This is a genomic window from bacterium (assembly GCA_035528375.1).
Classification (GTDB): domain Bacteria; phylum RBG-13-66-14; class RBG-13-66-14; order RBG-13-66-14; family RBG-13-66-14; genus RBG-13-66-14.
Genome location: DATKYS010000036.1, coordinates 13,898 through 32,879, shown reverse-complemented (window position 1 = coordinate 32,879; position 18,982 = coordinate 13,898). Strand labels below are relative to the sequence as shown.

The following is an 18,982-nucleotide window of genomic DNA, read 5'->3' as shown; positions in this document are numbered from 1 at the left end:
ATTGGTAAAAATCCCCCACCAAGAACACGGCGTCCAGGCCGGCGAGAGCGACCAGCGGCAGCACGAGCATCAATATGACGGTTTTCATGACTCCTCCGTTTCACTAAAGCACCCAGCGCGGGATGGTCAGGATGTCCTCCTCATATAGCTCTCCCAATGTGCCCCAGTCGTCTATGAGCATCTCCAGGAGCATGTCGGCGCACACGGCCTCGTGCAGTTCCTGCGGCCAGAGGCTGCGCTTGAGCCAGTCCCAGTGGCAATGGTCGGTGGGGTCGCCGGGCCAGTAATCGGACCAGCCGGGTGGGTATGTGTCGTAAATATATGATGCTTTTTATAGTCCTTCCCAACTACTTAATAGTGTACCTTATATCGCACTCCGTCAAGTAAAAAACAGGAGCCGGCGGCTCCCGTTAGTTGCCGGATTGTGGCGCGCAATCAGCTCTCGATGAGCTCCACGTTGGCGCGGGGGACGGTCACCTCGCGGCCGTCCTCCAACTTCGCTTTGAGTATACGAACCTTGGTCTCCGAGGCGAGCTCCGTCAGTTCCACGGGAAGTTCCGTGACCTTGCCCAAGAGGCCGAAGTAGGGCTCGCGGATGCAGCGGACCGGCGTCCCCTTCTTGAGCTCCCCCTCTTCCTCCGTCTTCTTCTCCGGTGCGCCGCCCTCGGCGTGGGGGACGATGATTTCGGGGCGGATGACGCCGGCGCGGATTTGGGTGGCGCCGTTGATATGGGCTATCCGGCCCTCCACGCTCTTCAAGAGATCGAAGGTCCCCTGGGCCATGCGTATCTTGCCGAACCCCTCGGTGATGATTAAAGTGATGCCCTTGTCCTCGTGGCCGGTGATGGCCACGCCGAGGTCGTAGCCCAGGAAATCCTTCAGGTCCGAGTCGTCGAATCCCCCGGCGACCACGCCCACGGCGCCGACCTTTATCGCCTTGGCCAGGGCGGCGTTGGAGACGAAGTCGCCACCGACCACTATCTTCCCCTTGCACTCCGGGCCGATGGCCTCCGGCGTCAGGCTCTCGTCGGCCGAGTCCACGACCATGTGTATCTCGCCGTGGGCCTCCCCGCCGACGCCGAATATCCCCTGGATGAAGACGCCCCGGGTCTCGACCAGCACCCCCTCCTCGGGGATGACCTCCTTGACGATGCCGTCTATGTAGGCGTTGATCTGGACCGGGTGCGGCGGTTCGCGCAAAAGGAGCTGTCCCGTGATGTTGGAGATGGTCTCCACGGTGCCCGCCACCGGAGCGTGGAGCTCGTTCTTGAAAAGACCGAAGAGGCCCTTGTTTTTGGCGATGACCTGGTCCTTCTCGACCTTGTCGCCCACCTTGACCAGAAGGACGTCGTCGAGGTCCGAGGCGGGGAGGGAGAACTTGTTGGCGACGTTGATGCTCTCGACGTTACCCGGGAGGAAGGTCCGCGCCACGACGTCCAGGGCGGTCACGCGGCTGCCCTTCTCGACCAGAATTTCACCCTTCAGGGGCAGCTTGCGCTCCTTGACGACGGTCGTGTTGTCGGTGACCTTCAGTCCCGGTGTGTAGGCGTGTCCCACGTTGGTCCTCCGGAGTCGGAGCTTTTTACTTGGTTTCGTAAGCCGGGTAACAGTCGAGGGCCTTCTGCCACTCCTGGAGCTTTTTGACCCGGAGGGTGTCGTCCTCGGGCAGTTGGAAGGGCTGTCGTCCGCGGGCGTCGAGGATGACGCCGGAAAGTCCCCCGGTAATCTTCCGCTCGACGGGTTTCCCGGGTCCGGCCCCGAAGTCGGCCTTCCCCTGCGGGTTGGCCCGCAGGGTGGCGCTGGGCTTATCCGTCCAGGGCAGGGGGACGACCGTCAGGGTGCCGAAGTTCATCTCGAAGGTCTCGGTGCGCCCGTCGTCGAAGGCGAGCTCGATGTCGGCCACCTTTTCGTCCGGCTTGGCCTGGACCACGGGGGCCACGCAGGTGCCCAGGTGTATCAGGCAGTCGCGGACGAAGACGTCGGTGGCCGCCTTCTCGTTCACCTTGGACAGCACCCCGAGCTGGGGCATCATGAAGATGGAGTCCACCGCGAGCGCCGTGATGCCCTCGGGCAGGAAGGCGTCTATGAGCATCATGGCGGCCTGGGACCGCCTCGGGGCGTGCGACAGGACGCCGCCGGAGCCGACCAGGATGTCCAGGTCCAGCATGTCCACCAGCGTCTCGCCCGACCCGGATTGGGAGAAGGTCTCGGAGATGGTCCGCATCCGCTGGATACCTTTCAACCCGACGGCGAGGAGCTTGTGCTGGATGAAGGCCAGCCGGAGCGCCTCCCGGGCGATGGCCTGCTCCACTATCAGGTCATCCAGGGCCTGCGGGATGGTGGTGGGCCGGATCATCTTGTTGCGGATCCGGTTCCGGAGCTCCTTCTCATCAATGTGGAAGGGCACCCAGCGCATGACGTTGTCGAAGCCGGTCTCGGCCATGACGTTGGAGATGGAGTAGCTCATGCCGAGATTGGCCGAGACGGTGCGGTTGAAGACGATCTCGCGGGTCTCCTCGTACTTCTCGCCCTTGAAGACGCTGAAGACGTCGGTGGTGGCGCCGCCGATGTCCACGCCGATGACCGTGATGCCCTCCCGGCGGGCGATGGTCTGGATAATCTCGCCGACGGCCCCGGGGGTGGGCATGATGGGGATGTTCTCCCCGGTGGTGTCCCGGGCCCAGGTCATGAGCTTGGAGTAGCCCGGCGCCTGGGCCATGACGTGCTCCATGAAGAGGTCGTGGATGGCGTTTCGCGCCGGACCTAAATTTTCCCGCTCCAGCACCGGCCGGATGTTGTCCACCATCTGGAGCGCCGTCTTCTTGCCCAGCTCCTTCTCGACGACCTCCCGGGCGGCGATGTTCCCGGCGTATATGACCGGCAGGTTGTACCCGACGCCGAAGCGGGGCTTGGGGTCGGCGGCGCCGATTATCTCGGCCAGCGCGGCCACGTGCTTGATCGTCCCGCCGTCCACCCCCCCGGACAGAAGGATGATGTCCGGCCGCAGGCGGCGGATGGCTTCGATCTTGACGTGATTCGGCCGACGGTCGTTGGTGGCCAGGACGTCCATGACGATTGCCCCGGCGCCCAGGGCGGCGCGCTGCGCCGACTCACCAGTCATCTGCTTCACCACGCCGGCGACCATCATCTGCAGGCCGCCCCCGGCGGAGCTGGTGGAGAGGTAAATGTCGCAGCCCTCTTTGTCGTCCTTCTTGACCATTATCGTGTTGTCGGCGGCGATGAACTTACGCCCCGAAAGCTCCTCCACCTCGCTCACGGCGTTGATGACGCCCCGGGTCACGTCCTCGGCCGGTTTCTCCACGGTGGTGGGCGCTTCGCCCCGGACGACCAGACGGTACACCCCGTCGGGCTGTTGCTGGATAAAGATGGCCTTGGTGGTGGTGGAGCCGCAGTCCGTCGCCAGGATAGTCTTCATAAATAGTGTGCTTTCATCTGGAGACGTTGATCTGCCAAGAAGTCTTCGGGTGATGTGCTCAAAAGGCGATTATACCGGGGAGACGCCCCCCGGACAAGCCCGACGTCGGTCGCCGCTCAAGCCGGGGTCAGCTCCGAGGTGCAGTGGGCGCAACGAGTGGCGTTAAGCGGCACCATCCCGCCCAGCACCAGCCCCAGGGGCGGCATGACCACGTCGGAGACCAGCGAGGTGACGATGGCGCCGAAGGCGGCTCCGATGATGATGCCCACCGCCAGCTCGACGACGTTGCCCCGGCTGATGAACTCGCGGAACGCCTTAAACATTACTCCTCCCCCCGATTACAAGCCACTCTCCGGCCGTTGACTCGTCCGGCCTCTTGCGCCGGTGGAGCTGCCCGGTCGCCCTTATTCTCCTATAACCGCAAGGAGGCGGCGGTTTATCGCCGGCCCCTAGCGCCAGTGCCAGCGTTTGCGTTTTCGCGTGCGTTTGGTCTGCCTCTTCTCGTCGAGGTAGTCGTCCATGCGGGCGAGGAAGCGCTGGACGTACTCCCGGTTCTCGAAGAGCCTCTGGAGCCGGTCGTAGGGGGCCACCTCGAGGAAGGCGGGCCAGAACAGCTCCAGGAACCCGGCGATGAACGGCTCCAGCACCAGCATGGCCTGACTGCCGTAGTAGGCCATGGGGTACGAGCTCTGAACGAACAAGACCGCCGGCTCGAGGAGGTTCTTCTCGAAAAGCTTTTGGCAGATGCGTTCGATGAGCTCGTCGGCCTTCTCCGGGGGCAAATCGCTTCTGACCTTGACGGAGAAGGCGTGCCGCAGGCTGCCCTTGAGCGGGGCGTCGCCGGTCTTTTCCCTCGGCATGGAGGCGATCCATTGGGAGGTACAAACCGACACAGTTTATGTTTGACGGGGGTCAAAAGTCAAGCGGGACGGGCCTCCCGTGTCCCGTCACCGCGTCGGGTTTTTCGCGTCCAGCCGTCGCGTCCGAGTTGTACCGACCCGCCGACTGTGGTAAGCTAGCTCTCAAGAGAGGACAACCGTTTCCACCCCGAGGAGCGTTCATGGCGGAGAGGATTATTGGCGTCATCGGCGGGTCCGGTCTGTACCGGATCGAGAGTCTCACCGAGGCCCGTGAGGAGTGGATCAGCACGCCCTTCGGCGAGCCCTCGGATGCGGCCGTCGTCGGGAAGCTGGCCGGGCGCGAGGTGGCCTTTCTCCCCCGGCACGGACGGGGCCACGTCCGCTCTCCATCCGAGGTCAACTACCGGGCCAACATCTGCGCCCTGAAGATGCTGGGCGTCCGCTGGATAATCTCCGTCTCGGCGGTGGGCTCCATGAAGGAGGAGATACGGCCCCTGGACGTGGTGGTTCCCGACCAGTTCATAGACCGTACCCGCCACCGACAGGACACCTTCTTCACCGACGGCGTGGTGGCCCACGTGGGCCTGGCCGATCCCTTCTGCGCCGAGCTTCGGAAAATCCTCGTCTCCAAGTGCCGCGAGCTGGGACTTTCCACCCACGACGGCGGGACGTACCTGTGCATGGAGGGACCCCAGTTCTCCACCCGCGCCGAAAGCGAACTCTACCGCTCCTGGGGCGTCTCGGTCATCGGGATGACCAATCTCACCGAGGCGCGCCTGGCCCGCGAGGCCGAAATTGCCTACGCCACCCTCGCCTTCTCCACGGATTACGACTGCTGGCGCAAGGGCGAAGAGACCGTCACCGCCGAGATGGTCGTGGCCAACCTCTTGAAAAACGTCGAGAACGCGAAGAAGCTGATCGAGCGCATCGTCCCCGCCGTCCCCATGGACGTCGAGTGCTCCTGCCACACGGCCCTGGCGAACTCCATCGTCACCGACCGCGAGAACGTGCCGCCGGCGGTGGTGCACCGGCTGAAGCCCATCGCCGGCAGGTATTTAGCGAACTGATTCCACCGGGACCGCGTAGTTTAAATCCCTCCCCGCGTCGGAAACACGATGAGAACAACGAGCCTGGTCGCCCTGTCGCTGCTCCTCCTCACCGCCTGCCAGCTAACTATGGAAGGCGGGGGTGGGCTTACCGGCAAGGAGGACGAACGCCTGAACCCCGGTGGCGCCGTGGGGGTGTACCACTACACCACCTGGGGCTTCAACGGGACCCGCCTGGGCGAGCTCATCAACCCCACCGACCTCGCCCTGGACTACTTCGGCGACCTGATGGTGCTGGACGCCGGCAACCTGCGGGTGCAGGTGTTCGACCCCGCCGGGCGGGTCATCCAGCAGTACGACTACGACTTCGGCGGCGGCGAGCGGGCCTTCCGCCCCACCGACCTCGCCGTGAGCCACCAGGACGACGTCTACCTGGCCGACCCCTCCGCGGGGACGGTGTTCAAGTTCACCGACGTCTCCACGGCCTTCGTCGTCACGGAGAGCTACCCCGCCACGGCGGGCACCGGCCGCCTGTTGCGCGACGACAGCACGCTCTCCGGCATCAGCGACGCCCCCAGTGTGCCGGGGGCGCTGGCGGCCAACTGGGCCGGTGAACTCTGGATCGCCGCCGGGGAGGAGCTCTACGAGTTCGACGGACGCGGCAACCTGACCCAGGTGTACACTCCCCTGGGCGATGACCTGGGCGGTCACACCGAGATTGCGGACATGTCCATGGATTATGACCGCTCGCTCTGGGTCTTGACCCAGGACGGCCTGGTGCTTCACGTGGACTACCGGGGGCGGGTGCTTTCCAGCTTTTCCACCGGTCTCCGCCCGCCCTTCGCCCTGGACTGCGACGGGGGTGTGGTCGCCATCGCCGACGGCTGGAACGACGGCTTCCGCCTGTACCACGAGAACGGGACGCTCCTCTACGAGACCCGCGTGACCGCCGACGACGGCACGCCGCTTTTGTCCCCGGAGGGCATCGCGCTGGATTACGACAACCGGCGGCTGTACCTGGCCAACACCGGCTCCCACACCGTCGAGGTTTTCGATCTGGAGGTCTGGGAACCGGCCGAGCCGGTTCAACCGGAGCCGCCTCAACCGTAATCTATCCAAGAAAGCGATATCAGGTGATTAGCAATAACCAATCCACGGAAGCACGGCTTTTTACAATCGGTTATGAAGCCGATGACATTAACGCATTTATCAAAAAACTTACTAAGCATCGGATTGAGTGTGTAATTGATGTGCGTAAGAATCCCATTTCACGGAAGAAAGGCTTTTCAAAAACAGCACTCCGTGAATGTTTAGAACAGCATTGCATCACCTATATTGGACTTCGATCCCTTGGTATCGAACGCGAGCAACGGAATTTTTCAAAAAGATGGTCTTTGGAAGATCTTTTTCGGTGGTATTTAGACAGCGTAATACCAGCCAACGTAGATGCGTTGAGACTGGTCCTTGAAACATCCCTGAATAAAAAATCCGCGCTGATGTGCTTCGAGCAGGACTTTCATTTATGTCATCGTTTTGTAATCGCGCAGGTCTTAGAATCAGAATACAACTGCGAGGTAATACACATTTGAGAGGTGTGGCTATGTGGGAAGAAAAGGAGATATTGATAACCGTTAAAACCTATCCCCACCCACAACCACAGGTTAAAGAGGTCGTTTGCACTGCAGGTATTGATCGTAATGGAGAATGGATACGCCTGTTTCCTATTCCTTTTCGTTATCTAGATAATTATAAAAAATACAAGAAATATCAGTGGATTAGTGTAACCACCAAGCGGGCGACTGATCACCGAAAGGAAAGTTTCACGCCTAGGCTTGATACCTTGAAAATTATCAGCGATGTTGCAGACTGGGATGATAAATGTAAAATAGTATTAAGTACAATTGTTTATAAAAGTATGGATGAATTACAAATGGCAAGGAAGCAAACAGGCATATCGTTATGTACATTCAAACCGTCAACGATTGACGATATTACATGCAAAAAAGGAGACATTGACTGGAATCCAAAGCAACGTGAAATTATGCGACAGCAATTCCTTGGGGAAGAAATAAAGAAAATAGAAAAAATCCCATATGAATTTCGGTACAAATTCACTTGCATAGATAAAGATTGCAAGGGTCATGAAGTATTGATTACGGATTGGGAATTGGGAGCTCTTTACCTCAAGGTAAAGGCCAATTTTTCAGAAGAGGATACGGTACGTTTAATCAAACAAAAGTTCCTAGGTGATCTTTGCTCCCCTAAGAGAGATACATATTTCTACCTCGGTACTACAATCAGACATCCACAGAATTGGATTGTATTAGGTGTTTTTTCTCCTCCTAAACAGCAGCAACCAACCCTTTTTAACGCCTAATTACCCACACCGGCGGGGCGGCCCCGGAGGCCGGCCCACCGCCCGACCGCCGCCATGCCGAAAAACCTCCGCGAGCGCCTGTCCGACCTGACCGGAAAACCGGAGGCCCCCCCCGAGGTCGAGGTGACCCGGGACGCCGAATCGGTCAGGGAGCGCCTCCGACGGCTCCTGGTCTCGAAGGGGCGCCCCGTGCCGCCCGAGGACCTGCTGCCCGCCGAGCCCGTACGGCGGTCCTCCCACGCACCCATCGAGGAGCTGGTGGACGGCGCCTGGGAGAATACGCCTTTCGGCAGGGTATTCATCGTCGAGCGCCGCCTTCCCGCCGCCGAGCACCACGGCGGAACCCCCCTCGACGCCGTTCTGGCCCATCCACCGGAAAACCTGGCCCTGGTGGAGGGGGAGCCGCCCGCGGGCTTCGATTTCTCCGGCGCGGTTTTTCTGGACACCGAGACCACGGGGCTCGCCGGCGGCACCGGCACCTTACCCTTCCTGGTCGGCCTGGGCGGCTTCGAGGGCGACGAGTACGTCCTGCGGCAGTTCTTCCTGGACGACCCGGGGGCGGAGCGCGGCCTCTTGAACATCCTGGCGGACGCGCTCGGGGGCGCGTCGGGCCTGGTCACCTACAACGGTAAGGCCTTCGATTGGCCCCTGGTCAAGACGCGATTTCTCTTGAACCGTATCAGACCGGAATTCCTGGACCTCGAGCCGCCCCACGTGGACCTTCTTTCCTGGGCCCGCCGCCTGTGGAAGCCGCGCCTGGGGAGCTGCTCCCTGGCCGATGTGGAGCGCGGGGTGATGGGCCTGGAGCGTGACGATGACGTCCCCGGCGCGGAGATTCCCGCCCTCTACTTCGCCTACCTCCGGGGCGCACCGGTGGCTGAGCGCATGGCGCGGGTTTTTTACCACAACGAGACCGATGTCAAATCCCTGGCCGTTCTCGCGGCCCGCGCCCTCCATCTGGCGGAAAACCCCCTCGAGCGCTACGAGGACCCGGCGGAGCTCTACGCCTGCTGCCACCTGCCCCGGATGGGCGACCGGCGGGGGGAGCTCCTGTCCGCCGCCATCGCGGTGGGTCTGCCGGAGGAAATGGAACGGCGGGCCCGCTGGGAGCTCTCCATCCACCACAAGCGTCGCGGGGAGCTTTGCGAGGCTCGGACGCTGTGGGACCACCTGCGCCGGGGCCCCTACGACCTCCGCCCCTACGAGGAGGAGGCCAAGTTTCTGGAGCACCGCCTCCGGAACCTGACCGCCGCCAAGGGGCTGGTCGAGGAGGCGATCCAGCGGTGCGGCCGCGTGGTGAGCGACCCCTACGCCCGGGCCCGGCAGCGGGGGGCGCTCATGTACCGCCTGAAGCGCCTGGAGAGGAAGCTGGCCGGCCAGACGGTGGAGGACGACGAGGTGTACGATCCGGGCGGCGACCATGCCTGACGGAATGATCAAGATCCTGCCGTCCTTCGTGGCGGAGCGCATCGCCGCCGGCGAGGTGGTCGAGCGACCGGCCTCCGTGGTCAAGGAGCTCGTGGAGAACGCCCTGGACGCCCGGGCCGGGCGCATCGAGGTGGAGATCGAGGCGGGCGGCAAATCCCTCGTCCGCGTGACCGACGACGGCATCGGGATGACCCCCGAGGATGCCCTGACCTGCTTCAAGCGCCACGCCACCAGCAAGATAGACCGCTTCGAGGACCTGGAGTTGATCCGGACCTATGGCTTCCGCGGCGAGGCCCTGCCCAGCATCGGCGCCGTCTCGCGCGTGCGCCTCCTGACGCGCTTCCGCGACCGGGACCGGGGGACGGAGGTGGTGTACGAGGGCGGCCGGATGCTGCGCCACGGCGAGGCCGGGGCTCCGGTGGGGACCGACGTCGTCGTCCGCGACCTCTTCTACAACGTACCCGCCCGGCGCAAATTCCTGAAGACGGACACCGGCGAGCGCGCGGCCTGTGTGGACATCGTCGCCCGCATGGCCCTGGCCCGGCCCGAAACCGCATTTCACCTCCTCGCCGACGGGAAGACCGTGCTGGTCCTCCCCCCGGCCGACGGGCACCGGCGGGTGCTGGACTATTTTGGGAAATCCACCCGGGGCGGGGAGAGCATCGAATACGAGAGCCCGGGCGTGGGCGCGGTCCGCGGGGTCATCTGGCACCCCAACGTGCTGCACCGGCCGAACCGCCGCGGGATACTGGTGTACGTGAACGGCCGCCCGGTGGACGACCGACTGGTGGTGGACTCGGTGACGGGCGCCTGCCGCGGGATTACGCCGATCCAGCGGTTCCCCCAGGCGGTCATCTTCCTCGACCTTCCCGGGCCCCGGGTGGACGTCAACGTGCACCCGTCGAAGTTTTTGGTCAAGTACGCCGACGAGGGCGCCGTCCGGCGTCTGGTCAAGGCCGGGGTGGCGCGGGCGTTATCCGAGGCCGGGGTGGACCTCACCGCCGCGATGCCGCTGGCCACTGGGGAGCCGGGCAGACCGCTCGATCGCCGGCCCTACCCCTCCACCGGTCGTCGGGACGCGTACGAGCCCGACGACGTGCCCTTCGGCGAGGGCCCCGGGTCGTCCGTCCACGAGCCGATGGAGCCCCTCCCTCGCTCCACGCTCCCCGAGGGGCAGATGAGCTTCTCCACCGAGGCCGCGCTCCCCCTGTACGAGGACGCGCCCTGGGAGGTCCGGGGGCAGTTCGCGGAAACCTTCATCCTGGTGGAGTACGCCGACCGCCTCTTGGTCATCGACCAGCACGCGGCCCACGAGAGGGTCATCTACGAGGAGCTCGCCCGGTACGACGGGGGCGGTTCCGTCCCCAGCCAGGAGCTGCTCCTGCCGCCCCGCGTCGAGCTCTCGGCGGCGGATGCGGGTCGCGTCTCCGAACATCTCGAGCTTTTGTTAAAATACGGCTTTCGCGTGGAGACTGCGGGCGCGTCCGCCTTCCGGGTCATGGCAGTGCCCGAGTTCGTCGAGGCCGGGGAGGAGGAGAGAGTCGCGGTCGAGGTGATGTCCGAGCTGGGCCGGATCGGGGACGACGCTCCCCTGGCCCAACGGAGGCACCTCACCCGGAGCGCCATCGCCTGCAAGGCCGCCATCAAGGCCGGGGAGAGGCTGACGCGGGAGGACATGCTCAGCCTCGTGCGCCGCCTTCTGGCCTCGCCCAACAAGTCCACCTGCCCCCACGGGCGACCGACCACCGCCGAGTTGTCCGAATCCCAGGTCAGACGCTGGTTCCGCCGTTCCTGACCAGAATCCGAGGAGCACCCTTGACCCGCAATCCGCAGAGGAAAAAGAAGGGCGAGCAGCCCGACGACGAAGTCTTCACCGATCAGGGCCCCTGGGGTGACGTCTGGCGTTACGTCAAGCTCACCTTCTCCCTGGCCTTCAACTTCGGCTTCGCCGTCTTCGTGGGGTACATCCTGGGGGAGATGGCTGACGACACCTTCCTGGGCGCCTACGACACGGTCTTCACCTATATCGGCCTGGGGCTGGGTTTACTGGGCGCCCTAGTGGGCACCCGCAAGCGGATGCTGCGCTTCGGTCACCGGCAGCAGGACCTCCTCGTCAGGCGCCACGGGATTTCCGGGGAAGACCGATCTTCCTCCACGACCGTCGCCGTCGGCTTCCTGGCCCTCTTCGCCGGCCTGTGCCAGGCGTCCGGTTTCATCTACACGGTCGAGCTCGGTCGGGCGGGGGCTCTCTGGCTGCTGTGGACGGACCTCGTCCTGGTCGGGGGAGGGTTGATCGCGCTGGGGATGCTCGTCCTGCTCCGGCGCCCTGTGGAGGTGAAGCTGGTCCGCTGGCTCTTCCTCGTCCCGATTGCGTCGGGCGTGGCCCTCTTCCTCTTTTCCCTGGCCGGGGGGGCGAAGCTCAACGTGGCGGTGACCCTGATGCTCATGGCCCTGGCGCCGCTGGTGGGGATGTTCGTCGCCTTCTTCGAGGGGGAGAAAAAAGACCAGGCAGCCTAAGACTGTTTTTCATGTAAAAAAAAAGAGGGACCCGGGAATAAGACAAGGGGTTTAAACCCCTTGTTCCATATCCGGCGATGGTTCAGGTCTGGTCCTGCTCGGTGTAGGGCTCGACCAACAGGTGCACCCCCTCGATTCCCCGGACGCGGATGTGGGTCCCCCGCTCGAGGGGCGCCAGGGCCGTGGCGGGCCAGAGGTCGCCCTTCAGCTTCACCTTTCCGCGGCGCCTCTTCCCGAAGTTGGTGGTGGTAACGCCCAACTCGCCGACGAGCTCCCCCGAGCCGATGGACTTTGCCCGTAGCTTGGCCACCAGCCCGCCGCTCACGGCTATCAAAAAGAAAACCCCCGTGACCGCCAGGGAGGGCACCAGTACCACCAGGGACACACTCGTCGTGCCGGGACTGTAGAATGTCAACCCGCCGGCGAAGAGCGCCCCCAGGGCGAAAATCGCCAGGATGCCCCTCGTGCCCAGGAGCACTTCCAGGGTGAAGAGGACCATCGAGGCCACGACGAACAGGAGGCCCAGCCAGCCGAGCGGCAGGTAGTCGAAGGCCAACAGGGACACCAGTAAAAGGACGCTCCCCATGACCGGGGTGAAGAACCCGCCGGGGTTGGTGGCGGTGAAGGCGAAGGCGAACATGGCGAAGAGGAAGAGGGCGAAGGCCACGTTGGGGTTGACGATGAAGGAGAGCACTTCCCACAGGATGTCGGTTTTTATCTCGCGCAAAACCCAGGTCTGCGTGTTGAAGCTGGGGTGGCCGGGATAGTTGAGCGGACGGCCGTCGAGAAGCTTGACCAGCTCGCCGGGGTTGTCCGCCGACCCGTCGCCCACGTCGTAGGTTTCCAGCTCCCAGACCGTGAGCGAGACCAGCCCCCGGGCCAACAGGACGGCCCACCCCTCGTTGTAGGAGGACCTCTCCGCCTCCGCGGCGGCGAGGGCGCCCAGCTCGTCCAGATAGGCCCGGTTGCGCGGCTCCAGCTCGGAAAGCTGTCCCCCGGTCACGGTGAGAGGGCGGCCGGTGCCGAAGACCGCGCTCTCGCTGCCGAAGAGTCCCGCCGCGGCGAAGCCCACGGGCAGCGCCTCGTCGCCGAGCACCGCACCCCCCGGACCGACCCAGATAACCACCGGCAGGGGGCTCGACCGCAGAAGCTCGATAATCCCACGCACGGCGTCCAGCTCGCCGCCGGGGGAGTCGAGACGCCAGATGAGAATCGGCGCCCCGGCATCCACCGCCTCGTCCAGCCTCTTCTCCAGGTAGCCCAGGGTGGCGTAGTCCACCCGGCCGTCCCACTCGATGACGGGGACGGTCTCCGATGCCTGTGCCGCGGCGGTCGTCAGAACTAAAAGCGCGGTGACCACGAGGAGGATTCGCATTTTTTTACCGTTGCAACCCAACGGATTCACGGTTGCAGGGGGGGGCACCCCCCGTATTGTTTGTTGGGGGAGGCGCAGGAAGTTCCGTCGCCGTAGTACACGAGCCCGCACTCCCAGCCGCAGAGGCCGAAAATTTCGCCCCACTCCTCGATCACCCCGCGACCCGGCGCCAGGACGACGGTCCACTCCCCGACGCCCTGCTCGGTGAAGGCGACCCGGTAGCAGCCATCGAAGGTGCCGTAGGGGACGGTCACGCCGTCAATATAATCCACCACTGCCAGGGCCGAGCGCCCGTCCGGCGCGGTGTAAGTCCAGGTTTTCCCCGGCTCCAGGGGGAACTCGAGCCGGTGGGGCAGGACGATGAGCCGGCCGTCCGAGTAGTCGTAAAACTGGACGGCGTCGCCCTCGATGCGGCAGGCCATGTTCACGTCCACCCAGTGGACGTCGTCGGGCCCCGCGGGGGTCGCGAGGTACCAGCGGTTCAGCTCGTAGGAGTAAGGCTCGGCGTCCCGGGGCGTGTAGAGGCAGTCGTAGTGCGCCGGCGCCATCCGCTCGGGGAAGTAATCGGCGATGAGGCCCGGATCGGCCGTCGTTATAGTGGCTCCTGCGAGGAGGACTAATAAAAAGCGTCGGATCATGCCGTTCCGGTGTACCGGGAGATTATAAATTTACGCCCTCGGGCGGATCGCCGTTCCTCTCGTATCCCGCGGGGGTGAAGCGTCAGTCGCGGGGGGCCAGCGATTGCCGGAGAATCACCCGCGCGGCCTCCTTGCGCCGGGGGACCTGAATCACCGTGCCCTCCGGTCCCCGCATCTCCAGCGACGGCCCGATGCACGACGGGCAGCCGTAGGTGCATGGGCAGTCCTCGATGCGCGCCAGCGCCCCGGTCCACAAATCGCGGTGCAGGGCGAAGAGCTTTTCCGAGAAGCCGATGCCCCCCGGGTAGTTGTCGTAGATGAAAACCAGCGGCTCCAGGTCCCCGGCGAGGTCCAGGTCCTCCCCGGCGTAGAGCGCCGCGGCGGGACCGACCTCGGAGAAATCGTCCCCCCGCGCGGCGCCGATGGCCGACCCCAGGTCCCGCAACTCGCACATAAGAACGAAGGCCGCCAGGGAGTGGAGGGCGTACTTGACGCCGTAGACCCCGGCCACCCACTCGTTCCGGGAGAATGGCAGCTCGGCCAGCATTTTTCCCGAAATCCTCGACCAGTAGGCGGTGGTGCTCATCTCCCGTTCGGGCAGGTTCACCTCGCCGTAGCCCACGTTCTCCTGGGTGTAGTAGCGGATTTTCTTGAATCCGACCACCTTGGTGGAAACGTGAACCTCGCCGTGGAAGGGCCGCGCGATCGCGGGCTTCCCCTCCTCGAAGACGTCGAGGATGCGGACGGCGGTCTTCTCCTCGGCGTCGGTGTAGTAGTCGCAGTCCACCCGGCGGACGAAAGCCTTGCGGTTGGCGAAATCCAGCTCTTCCACCTGGTAACTCACGCCGTCATGGACGTACACGGCCTTCGGAAAGATGTGGTAGAAGGCGCCGGAATAATCCACCTCGCCGATGACGCGGGGTCGGTTGTCCCCGGCTCGCTCCAGGCGCTCCTCGAATTTCTCGTCCCCCAGGCCCTCGGCGCCCTCGGCGGGCCGGCCGCCGATTTCCACGATCACGAAGTTGTCCCGGGTCGGGCTCCGCAGAGAGACCTCCTGGGCCGGATAGGCGTCGGCCATCCAGTACGTCTTGTCGCCGGTGCGGTGGACCAAGCCGCCCTCGACGAGGAAGTCCAGCATCTCGCCGAGATTCTCGCCGCCGAACACCTCGTCCTCGCCGAAGGGCAGTTCGAAGCAGGCGCACTTGACGTGCTCCAGGAGTATGAGAAGGTTGTCCGGGTTGATGCGGGCGTGCTCCGGCGACTGCGCGAGAAATTCGGGGTGGAAGACAACGTACTGGTCGAGGGGGAGGTTGCGGGCCACGAATATCGCCACGGATGTCCCGCTGCGCCGCCCGGCGCGGCCCGCCTGCTGCCAGGTGCTGGCGATGGAGCCCGGATAGCCGGATATGACCGCGCACTCCAGCGCCCCGATGTCTATCCCCAGCTCCAGGGCGTTGGTGGATACCACGCCGCGGATGGTCCGGTCCCGCAGCCCCTTCTCTATCTCCCGCCGGAGCTTCGGCAGGTATCCGCCCCGATAACCTCTTATCCAGCCCTTCCGGTCGGGCGAGGTCTCGACGGCGTCCTTGAGGTACTTGACCAGAACCTCGGTGGTGATGCGGGCGGTGGCGAAGACGATGGACTGGACGCCGGCCTCGATGAATTTGGCCGCCAGCCGCCGGACGTGCATGACGTAGCTTTCGCGGACGCCGGTGTTGGCCTGGACCAGCGGCGGGTTGTAGAGGATGAAGTGCTTGTCCGCGGTGGGCGCGCCGGAATCCTCCACCAGCTCGACTTTCTCCTCGATTAGCCGTTCCGCTAATTCTTTGGGGTTGGCGATGGTGGCCGAGGAGAGGATGAAGGTGGGCTTCGAGCCGTAAAAATTCGCGATGCGCTTCAGTCGGCGTATGACGTTGGCCATGTGGCTGCCGAAGACCCCGCGGTAGGTGTGCAGCTCATCCACGACGACGTAGCGCAGATTCTCAAATAGGGAGAGCCACTTGGTGTGGTGGGGCAGGATGCCGGTGTGGAGCATGTCGGGGTTGGTGATGACGACGTTGCCGCCGCGGCGTATCTTCCGGCGTACGTCGGCCGGCGTGTCCCCGTCGTAGGTGTTGGCGACGATGCCGGGGTCCAGGAGCTCGGCCAGCCGGGTCAGCTCCACGAGCTGGTCCATGGAGAGGGCCTTGGTGGGGAAGAGGTACAGGGCGCGGGTGCTCGGCTCCCGCAGGACGGCGTCCAGCACCGGCAGGTTGTAGCACAGGGTCTTGCCGCTGGCGGTCGGGGTGCCGACGACCACGTGCCTCCCGGCGTGGACGTGGTCCACCGCCTCGCGCTGGTGGGTGTAGAGCCGCTGGATGCCGCGCCTGGCGAGGGCGTCCTTCAGGTCTTCGTGGAGCCAGTCGGGGAAATCGGCGAACCGGGCCGGCGATGCTTCTATAACCCGCGAGTAGGTTATATTGTTTTTGTACGGTGCCTTCTTCAAGGACTCCAGGACCTTTTCCACGCCCTTGGCCATCGTCGTCCCGTTCGGGAAAAATAGGTCAGCGGTTGATCGGGAGGTGCGCCCTCCCCATGATACTCCAGGCCAGGCAGGTCAGCCAGCGAGAGGGTTCCCGCTTCTGGCAGAATTCCCAGCCCGACCAGTTGGGGAAATCGTCGCCCACCGGGTGCCCCGCGAAGAACACCTCGCCCTCCTTCGGCGGCTTGGAAGTTTTGCCGTCGGGGTTCCAGTTGAGCCAGACCGATTCCGGGGTGAAGCGCCCCAGGGCGTCGGCCTTGGACCGCAGTATTTCGATGACCTCGCCGAACCGCTCGTCGTAGCGGGCCCGGGAGAAGCGGCTCAGGATGTCGGCGTAGTGCAGGATGTCGTACCAGATGCGCGGGGCCTTGAGTTTGGTGAAGTCGGTGCCGATGCCGAAGAGGTAGTATTTCCTGCCGGTCTTCCGCTCGGCCCAGTGTCCGAGGAGCATCTCGACCAGGCGGTCGGCCCCGGCGCTCTCGGCGAGCTCGGGAATTTCCGAAAACAGCCGGAGGGTGACCAGGCCGACGTAGGGGCAGGGGTCGTCCCTGCGGCCCGGACCACGGAACTTCGGGTTGAAGGTCGCGTCGGCGTGGCAGGGGACGCCGTGTTCCTCGATTTTACCATTGATGTACCCGATGGAGCGTCTGACCCGCTCGTCGTCGCCCAACCCCAGCTCGACCAGGGCGTAGCTGGTGAGCGGGGCGTCGCAGCCGAACCAGGTCCAGTGTTCCGCGTCGTCTCCGCCGTAGGCCTTCGACAGGACGGTCTTTATCTGAAACGGGCCCTCGGGGGACTGGTGGGCCAGGATGGACTTCACCGCCGGGGCCAGCGCCTCGCGTCCGACTCCCAACCCGGCGAGGAAGACCAGCTTGTGCAGCGGATGGGCGGCGTCGTTGTGCCGCTTGAGCGGCGGCTGGTTCTCCCAGTCGTTGACCTCCGCGACCAGGCGCGCGACCAGCGGGTCGGCCAGCGTATCCCGCCGAAGACTGTCCTCGTCGTCCACTTCCACGACGCCCTTGAGCAGGTCCATGAGCGTGCGGTGGCGGACGAACGCCGGGCCTTTCAAAAGCCAGTCCGCGGTCTTGAGGGGCAGGTCCGGTACCGCCATGTTTTGCCTTCGGCCGCAGATACTCCGACCTATGGACGCGCCAGGACGTAGGCGCGGACCTCGGTCGCGCCGGCCTCGCGCAGCACCTTCCCGCACTCCAGTATGGTGCTGCCGGTGGTGGAGACGTCGTCCACCAGGCAGATTCGCTTACCATCCACTATCCCGGCATCCCTCACGGCGAAGGCCCCGGCGACGTTGGTCATCCTCGCCTCCGCGGGAAGCTCGACCTGGGGTATCGTGTTGCGCACCCTGGCTAGGGGCTCCGACAGGGGAACGTCCCAATGGTCGGCGACACGTTTCGCCAGGAGGCGGCTCTGGTTGAATCCGCGCCAGCGCAGTCTTTTCACGTGGAGCGGCACCGGGACGACCAGCTCGGGTCGCCAGGGGCCGAAGAGGGCGCCCGCCCGCTCGACGAAGAGATCACCGAGCTGGTCGGCCAGCGAGGGCCAGAAATCGTACTTGAACTCGTACAGCAGTTGGATCAGCGGTTCGGTGTACAGGGCCGTTCCGCGCAGGGTCACCGGGAAGGGGGCGACGCGGCAGTCGAGGCACAGGTTCTCCCCACGGGGGTCGCTGATTTCCCTTTGCGTTATCGGTCGCCCGCAGGCGCCGCACCAGGGGTGCTTTATCAGCTCCACGCTGCGCCAGCAGGCCGGGCAGAGCCCGATTTTCAGCTCCTCGGGCAGCCGTTCGCCGCAGACGTGGCAGCCCGGCGGGTAGAGGAGGCGGAGCAGCCCGTCCACCGTTCTGCGGCCCAGCTCGAGCGCCCGGGTGAGCATCACCCGCCCCCCGGGTGGAGGAGGTCGGCGATGAGCTTCAGGGCCTGGACGGTCCGGGGCCCGGCCCGGGTGACGAGGCCGGGGTCGAGGGCGTGGACCCGGCCCGAGGCCACCGCGCCCAGGTGTGCCCAACCGGTTCGGCTGGCGGCCGTCTCCGGCGCGGTCAGGCCGTCGCAGAGGAACACCACGTCGGGGTCGGCCTCGAGAACCTGCTCCGGCGTCACGTTGTGGAAGGGGCGGGGCAGGTAGCCGAAAACGTTCACCCCCCCGGCGGTTTCCACCAGGTCGCCGACGAGGCTCCCGGCACAGGCGGCCATGGGCGGGTCGTCGTTTATCTCGATGTACACCCTCGGCCGGTCCTGGCCGGCGGACTTATGGGAAATTTCCGCGACGGCTTCCCGCAGCTCCGCGGCCAGCCTCTCACCCCCCGCCGTATTGCCCAGGAGCCGGCCCAATTCGGAAAAATCGCGCTCGAGCCCCTCCACCGAGCCGGGGAAGTAAACGTAGGCCGGTATCCCGAGAAACTCGAGCTTCGCCAGGAGCGGGGCCTGCTCCATGCCGGTCACCAGCACCAGGTCGGGCGCCAGGGCGGCGATGCGCTCGGCGTCGGGGTTGGAGAAGTCGCCGACGACGGGCAGCCCGGCGATTTCCGGGGGGAAGTCGCAGTAGGCGCTGCGGCCGACTTGTTTTTGCGGGGCGAGGGCGAAAACGGTCTCCGAGGCGTCGGGGGCGGTGGACACCACGCGCTCGGGAATCCGTTCCAGGGACACGATCCGCCCGGCGTCGTCGGTGACGGTGATTCCGCTTTCCGGAGCGGGTTCGGGCCCGCCCCGTTCACAACCGGCGAGGACGGCGAGGAGGGTCGGGAAGATGAACTCGACGTGACGCTTCATG

General features: G+C 64.7%; 15 protein-coding genes and 1 pseudogene. 6 read left to right on the top strand and 10 right to left on the bottom strand.

The annotated features are described in order from the left end of the window. Positions 1–435: 435 nt before the first annotated feature. The 4 genes and pseudogenes from VM054_02670 to VM054_02655 all read right to left on the bottom strand — a co-directional run bounded on the left by VM054_02670 (position 436) and on the right by VM054_02655 (position 4,296). Positions 436–1,557 carry a hypothetical protein gene (locus VM054_02670; protein HUT97964.1) on the bottom strand — a complete coding sequence of 374 codons (1,122 nt, stop codon included), beginning with the start codon at positions 1,555–1,557 and terminating at the stop codon, positions 436–438. Positions 1,558–1,582: 25 nt separating this feature from the next. Further along, positions 1,583–3,436 carry a glutamate mutase L gene (locus VM054_02665; GenBank protein HUT97963.1) on the bottom strand — a complete coding sequence of 618 codons (1,854 nt, stop codon included), beginning with the start codon at positions 3,434–3,436 and terminating at the stop codon, positions 1,583–1,585. A gap of 173 nt (positions 3,437–3,609) precedes the next feature. Further along, positions 3,610–3,759, bottom strand: a pseudogene (locus tag VM054_02660) (MscL family protein). A 126-nt stretch (positions 3,760–3,885) separates the two neighbouring features. Further along, the gene (locus VM054_02655) at positions 3,886–4,296 is read right to left on the bottom strand and encodes a hypothetical protein (protein HUT97962.1); all 411 of its coding nucleotides are present in this window, start codon (positions 4,294–4,296) and stop codon (positions 3,886–3,888) included. 200 nt (positions 4,297–4,496) lie between these two features. Here VM054_02655 and mtnP point away from each other — a divergent pair, with 200 nt between their 5' ends. The 6 genes from mtnP to VM054_02625 all read left to right on the top strand — a co-directional run bounded on the left by mtnP (position 4,497) and on the right by VM054_02625 (position 11,664). After that, positions 4,497–5,363, top strand: coding sequence for an S-methyl-5'-thioadenosine phosphorylase (gene mtnP, locus VM054_02650; GenBank protein ID HUT97961.1), 867 nt, complete (start codon positions 4,497–4,499; stop codon positions 5,361–5,363). Between the two features lie 48 nt (positions 5,364–5,411). Then, positions 5,412–6,452 carry a hypothetical protein gene (locus VM054_02645; protein HUT97960.1) on the top strand — a complete coding sequence of 347 codons (1,041 nt, stop codon included), beginning with the start codon at positions 5,412–5,414 and terminating at the stop codon, positions 6,450–6,452. A gap of 490 nt (positions 6,453–6,942) precedes the next feature. After that, a complete protein-coding gene (locus VM054_02640) occupies positions 6,943–7,719 on the top strand; it encodes a hypothetical protein (GenBank protein ID HUT97959.1) in 777 nt (258 codons plus the stop codon). 54 nt (positions 7,720–7,773) lie between these two features. Beyond that, positions 7,774–9,147 carry a ribonuclease H-like domain-containing protein gene (locus VM054_02635; protein ID HUT97958.1) on the top strand — a complete coding sequence of 458 codons (1,374 nt, stop codon included), beginning with the start codon at positions 7,774–7,776 and terminating at the stop codon, positions 9,145–9,147. Then, positions 9,140–10,942, top strand: coding sequence for a DNA mismatch repair endonuclease MutL (gene mutL, locus VM054_02630; GenBank protein ID HUT97957.1), 1,803 nt, complete (start codon positions 9,140–9,142; stop codon positions 10,940–10,942). Before VM054_02635 ends, mutL begins: the two co-directional genes overlap by 8 nt. Before the next feature lie 20 nt (positions 10,943–10,962). Next, entirely contained in the window at positions 10,963–11,664 is a 702-nt protein-coding gene (locus tag VM054_02625; GenBank protein HUT97956.1) for a hypothetical protein, read from the top strand. A gap of 82 nt (positions 11,665–11,746) precedes the next feature. Here VM054_02625 and VM054_02620 read toward each other — a convergent pair whose 3' ends face one another. The 6 genes from VM054_02620 to VM054_02595 form a co-directional block, all read right to left on the bottom strand. Beyond that, positions 11,747–13,039 (bottom strand): NfeD family protein, encoded by a 1,293-nt coding sequence (locus tag VM054_02620; GenBank protein HUT97955.1) that lies wholly within the window; start codon positions 13,037–13,039, stop codon positions 11,747–11,749. A 26-nt stretch (positions 13,040–13,065) separates the two neighbouring features. Beyond that, the gene (locus VM054_02615; protein ID HUT97954.1) at positions 13,066–13,677 is read right to left on the bottom strand and encodes a hypothetical protein; all 612 of its coding nucleotides are present in this window, start codon (positions 13,675–13,677) and stop codon (positions 13,066–13,068) included. Positions 13,678–13,759: 82 nt separating this feature from the next. Next, entirely contained in the window at positions 13,760–16,195 is a 2,436-nt protein-coding gene (locus tag VM054_02610) for a DEAD/DEAH box helicase (protein ID HUT97953.1), read from the bottom strand. A 25-nt stretch (positions 16,196–16,220) separates the two neighbouring features. Next, positions 16,221–17,309, bottom strand: a complete 1,089-nt coding sequence (locus tag VM054_02605) for a hypothetical protein (protein ID HUT97952.1) — start codon at positions 17,307–17,309, stop codon at positions 16,221–16,223. A gap of 29 nt (positions 17,310–17,338) precedes the next feature. After that, positions 17,339–18,088: a ComF family protein gene (locus VM054_02600; protein HUT97951.1), complete on the bottom strand. Its 750-nt coding sequence runs from the start codon at positions 18,086–18,088 to the stop codon at positions 17,339–17,341. Then, complete coding sequence (locus VM054_02595) at positions 18,088–18,981, bottom strand: helical backbone metal receptor (protein HUT97950.1); 894 nt, start codon at positions 18,979–18,981, stop codon at positions 18,088–18,090. The genes VM054_02600 and VM054_02595 overlap by 1 nt, the downstream gene beginning before the upstream one ends. Position 18,982: the final 1 nt, after the last annotated feature.

What these genes read in the sequence shown, in the direction of transcription:
- VM054_02605 (HUT97952.1), bottom strand. Translation starts at nt 17,309, where the DNA reads ATGGCGGTACCGGACCTGCCCCTCAAGACCGCGGACTGGCTTTTGAAA.
- VM054_02640 (HUT97959.1), top strand. Translation starts at nt 6,943, where the DNA reads ATGTGGGAAGAAAAGGAGATATTGATAACCGTTAAAACCTATCCCCAC.
- VM054_02645 (HUT97960.1), top strand. Translation starts at nt 5,412, where the DNA reads ATGAGAACAACGAGCCTGGTCGCCCTGTCGCTGCTCCTCCTCACCGCC.
- VM054_02610 (HUT97953.1), bottom strand. Translation starts at nt 16,195, where the DNA reads ATGGCCAAGGGCGTGGAAAAGGTCCTGGAGTCCTTGAAGAAGGCACCG.
- VM054_02615 (HUT97954.1), bottom strand. Translation starts at nt 13,677, where the DNA reads ATGATCCGACGCTTTTTATTAGTCCTCCTCGCAGGAGCCACTATAACG.
- VM054_02635 (HUT97958.1), top strand. Translation starts at nt 7,774, where the DNA reads ATGCCGAAAAACCTCCGCGAGCGCCTGTCCGACCTGACCGGAAAACCG.
- mtnP (HUT97961.1), top strand. Translation starts at nt 4,497, where the DNA reads ATGGCGGAGAGGATTATTGGCGTCATCGGCGGGTCCGGTCTGTACCGG.
- VM054_02620 (HUT97955.1), bottom strand. Translation starts at nt 13,039, where the DNA reads ATGCGAATCCTCCTCGTGGTCACCGCGCTTTTAGTTCTGACGACCGCC.
- VM054_02665 (HUT97963.1), bottom strand. Translation starts at nt 3,436, where the DNA reads ATGAAGACTATCCTGGCGACGGACTGCGGCTCCACCACCACCAAGGCC.
- VM054_02655 (HUT97962.1), bottom strand. Translation starts at nt 4,296, where the DNA reads ATGCCGAGGGAAAAGACCGGCGACGCCCCGCTCAAGGGCAGCCTGCGG.
- VM054_02595 (HUT97950.1), bottom strand. Translation starts at nt 18,981, where the DNA reads ATGAAGCGTCACGTCGAGTTCATCTTCCCGACCCTCCTCGCCGTCCTC.
- mutL (HUT97957.1), top strand. Translation starts at nt 9,140, where the DNA reads ATGCCTGACGGAATGATCAAGATCCTGCCGTCCTTCGTGGCGGAGCGC.
- VM054_02600 (HUT97951.1), bottom strand. Translation starts at nt 18,088, where the DNA reads ATGCTCACCCGGGCGCTCGAGCTGGGCCGCAGAACGGTGGACGGGCTG.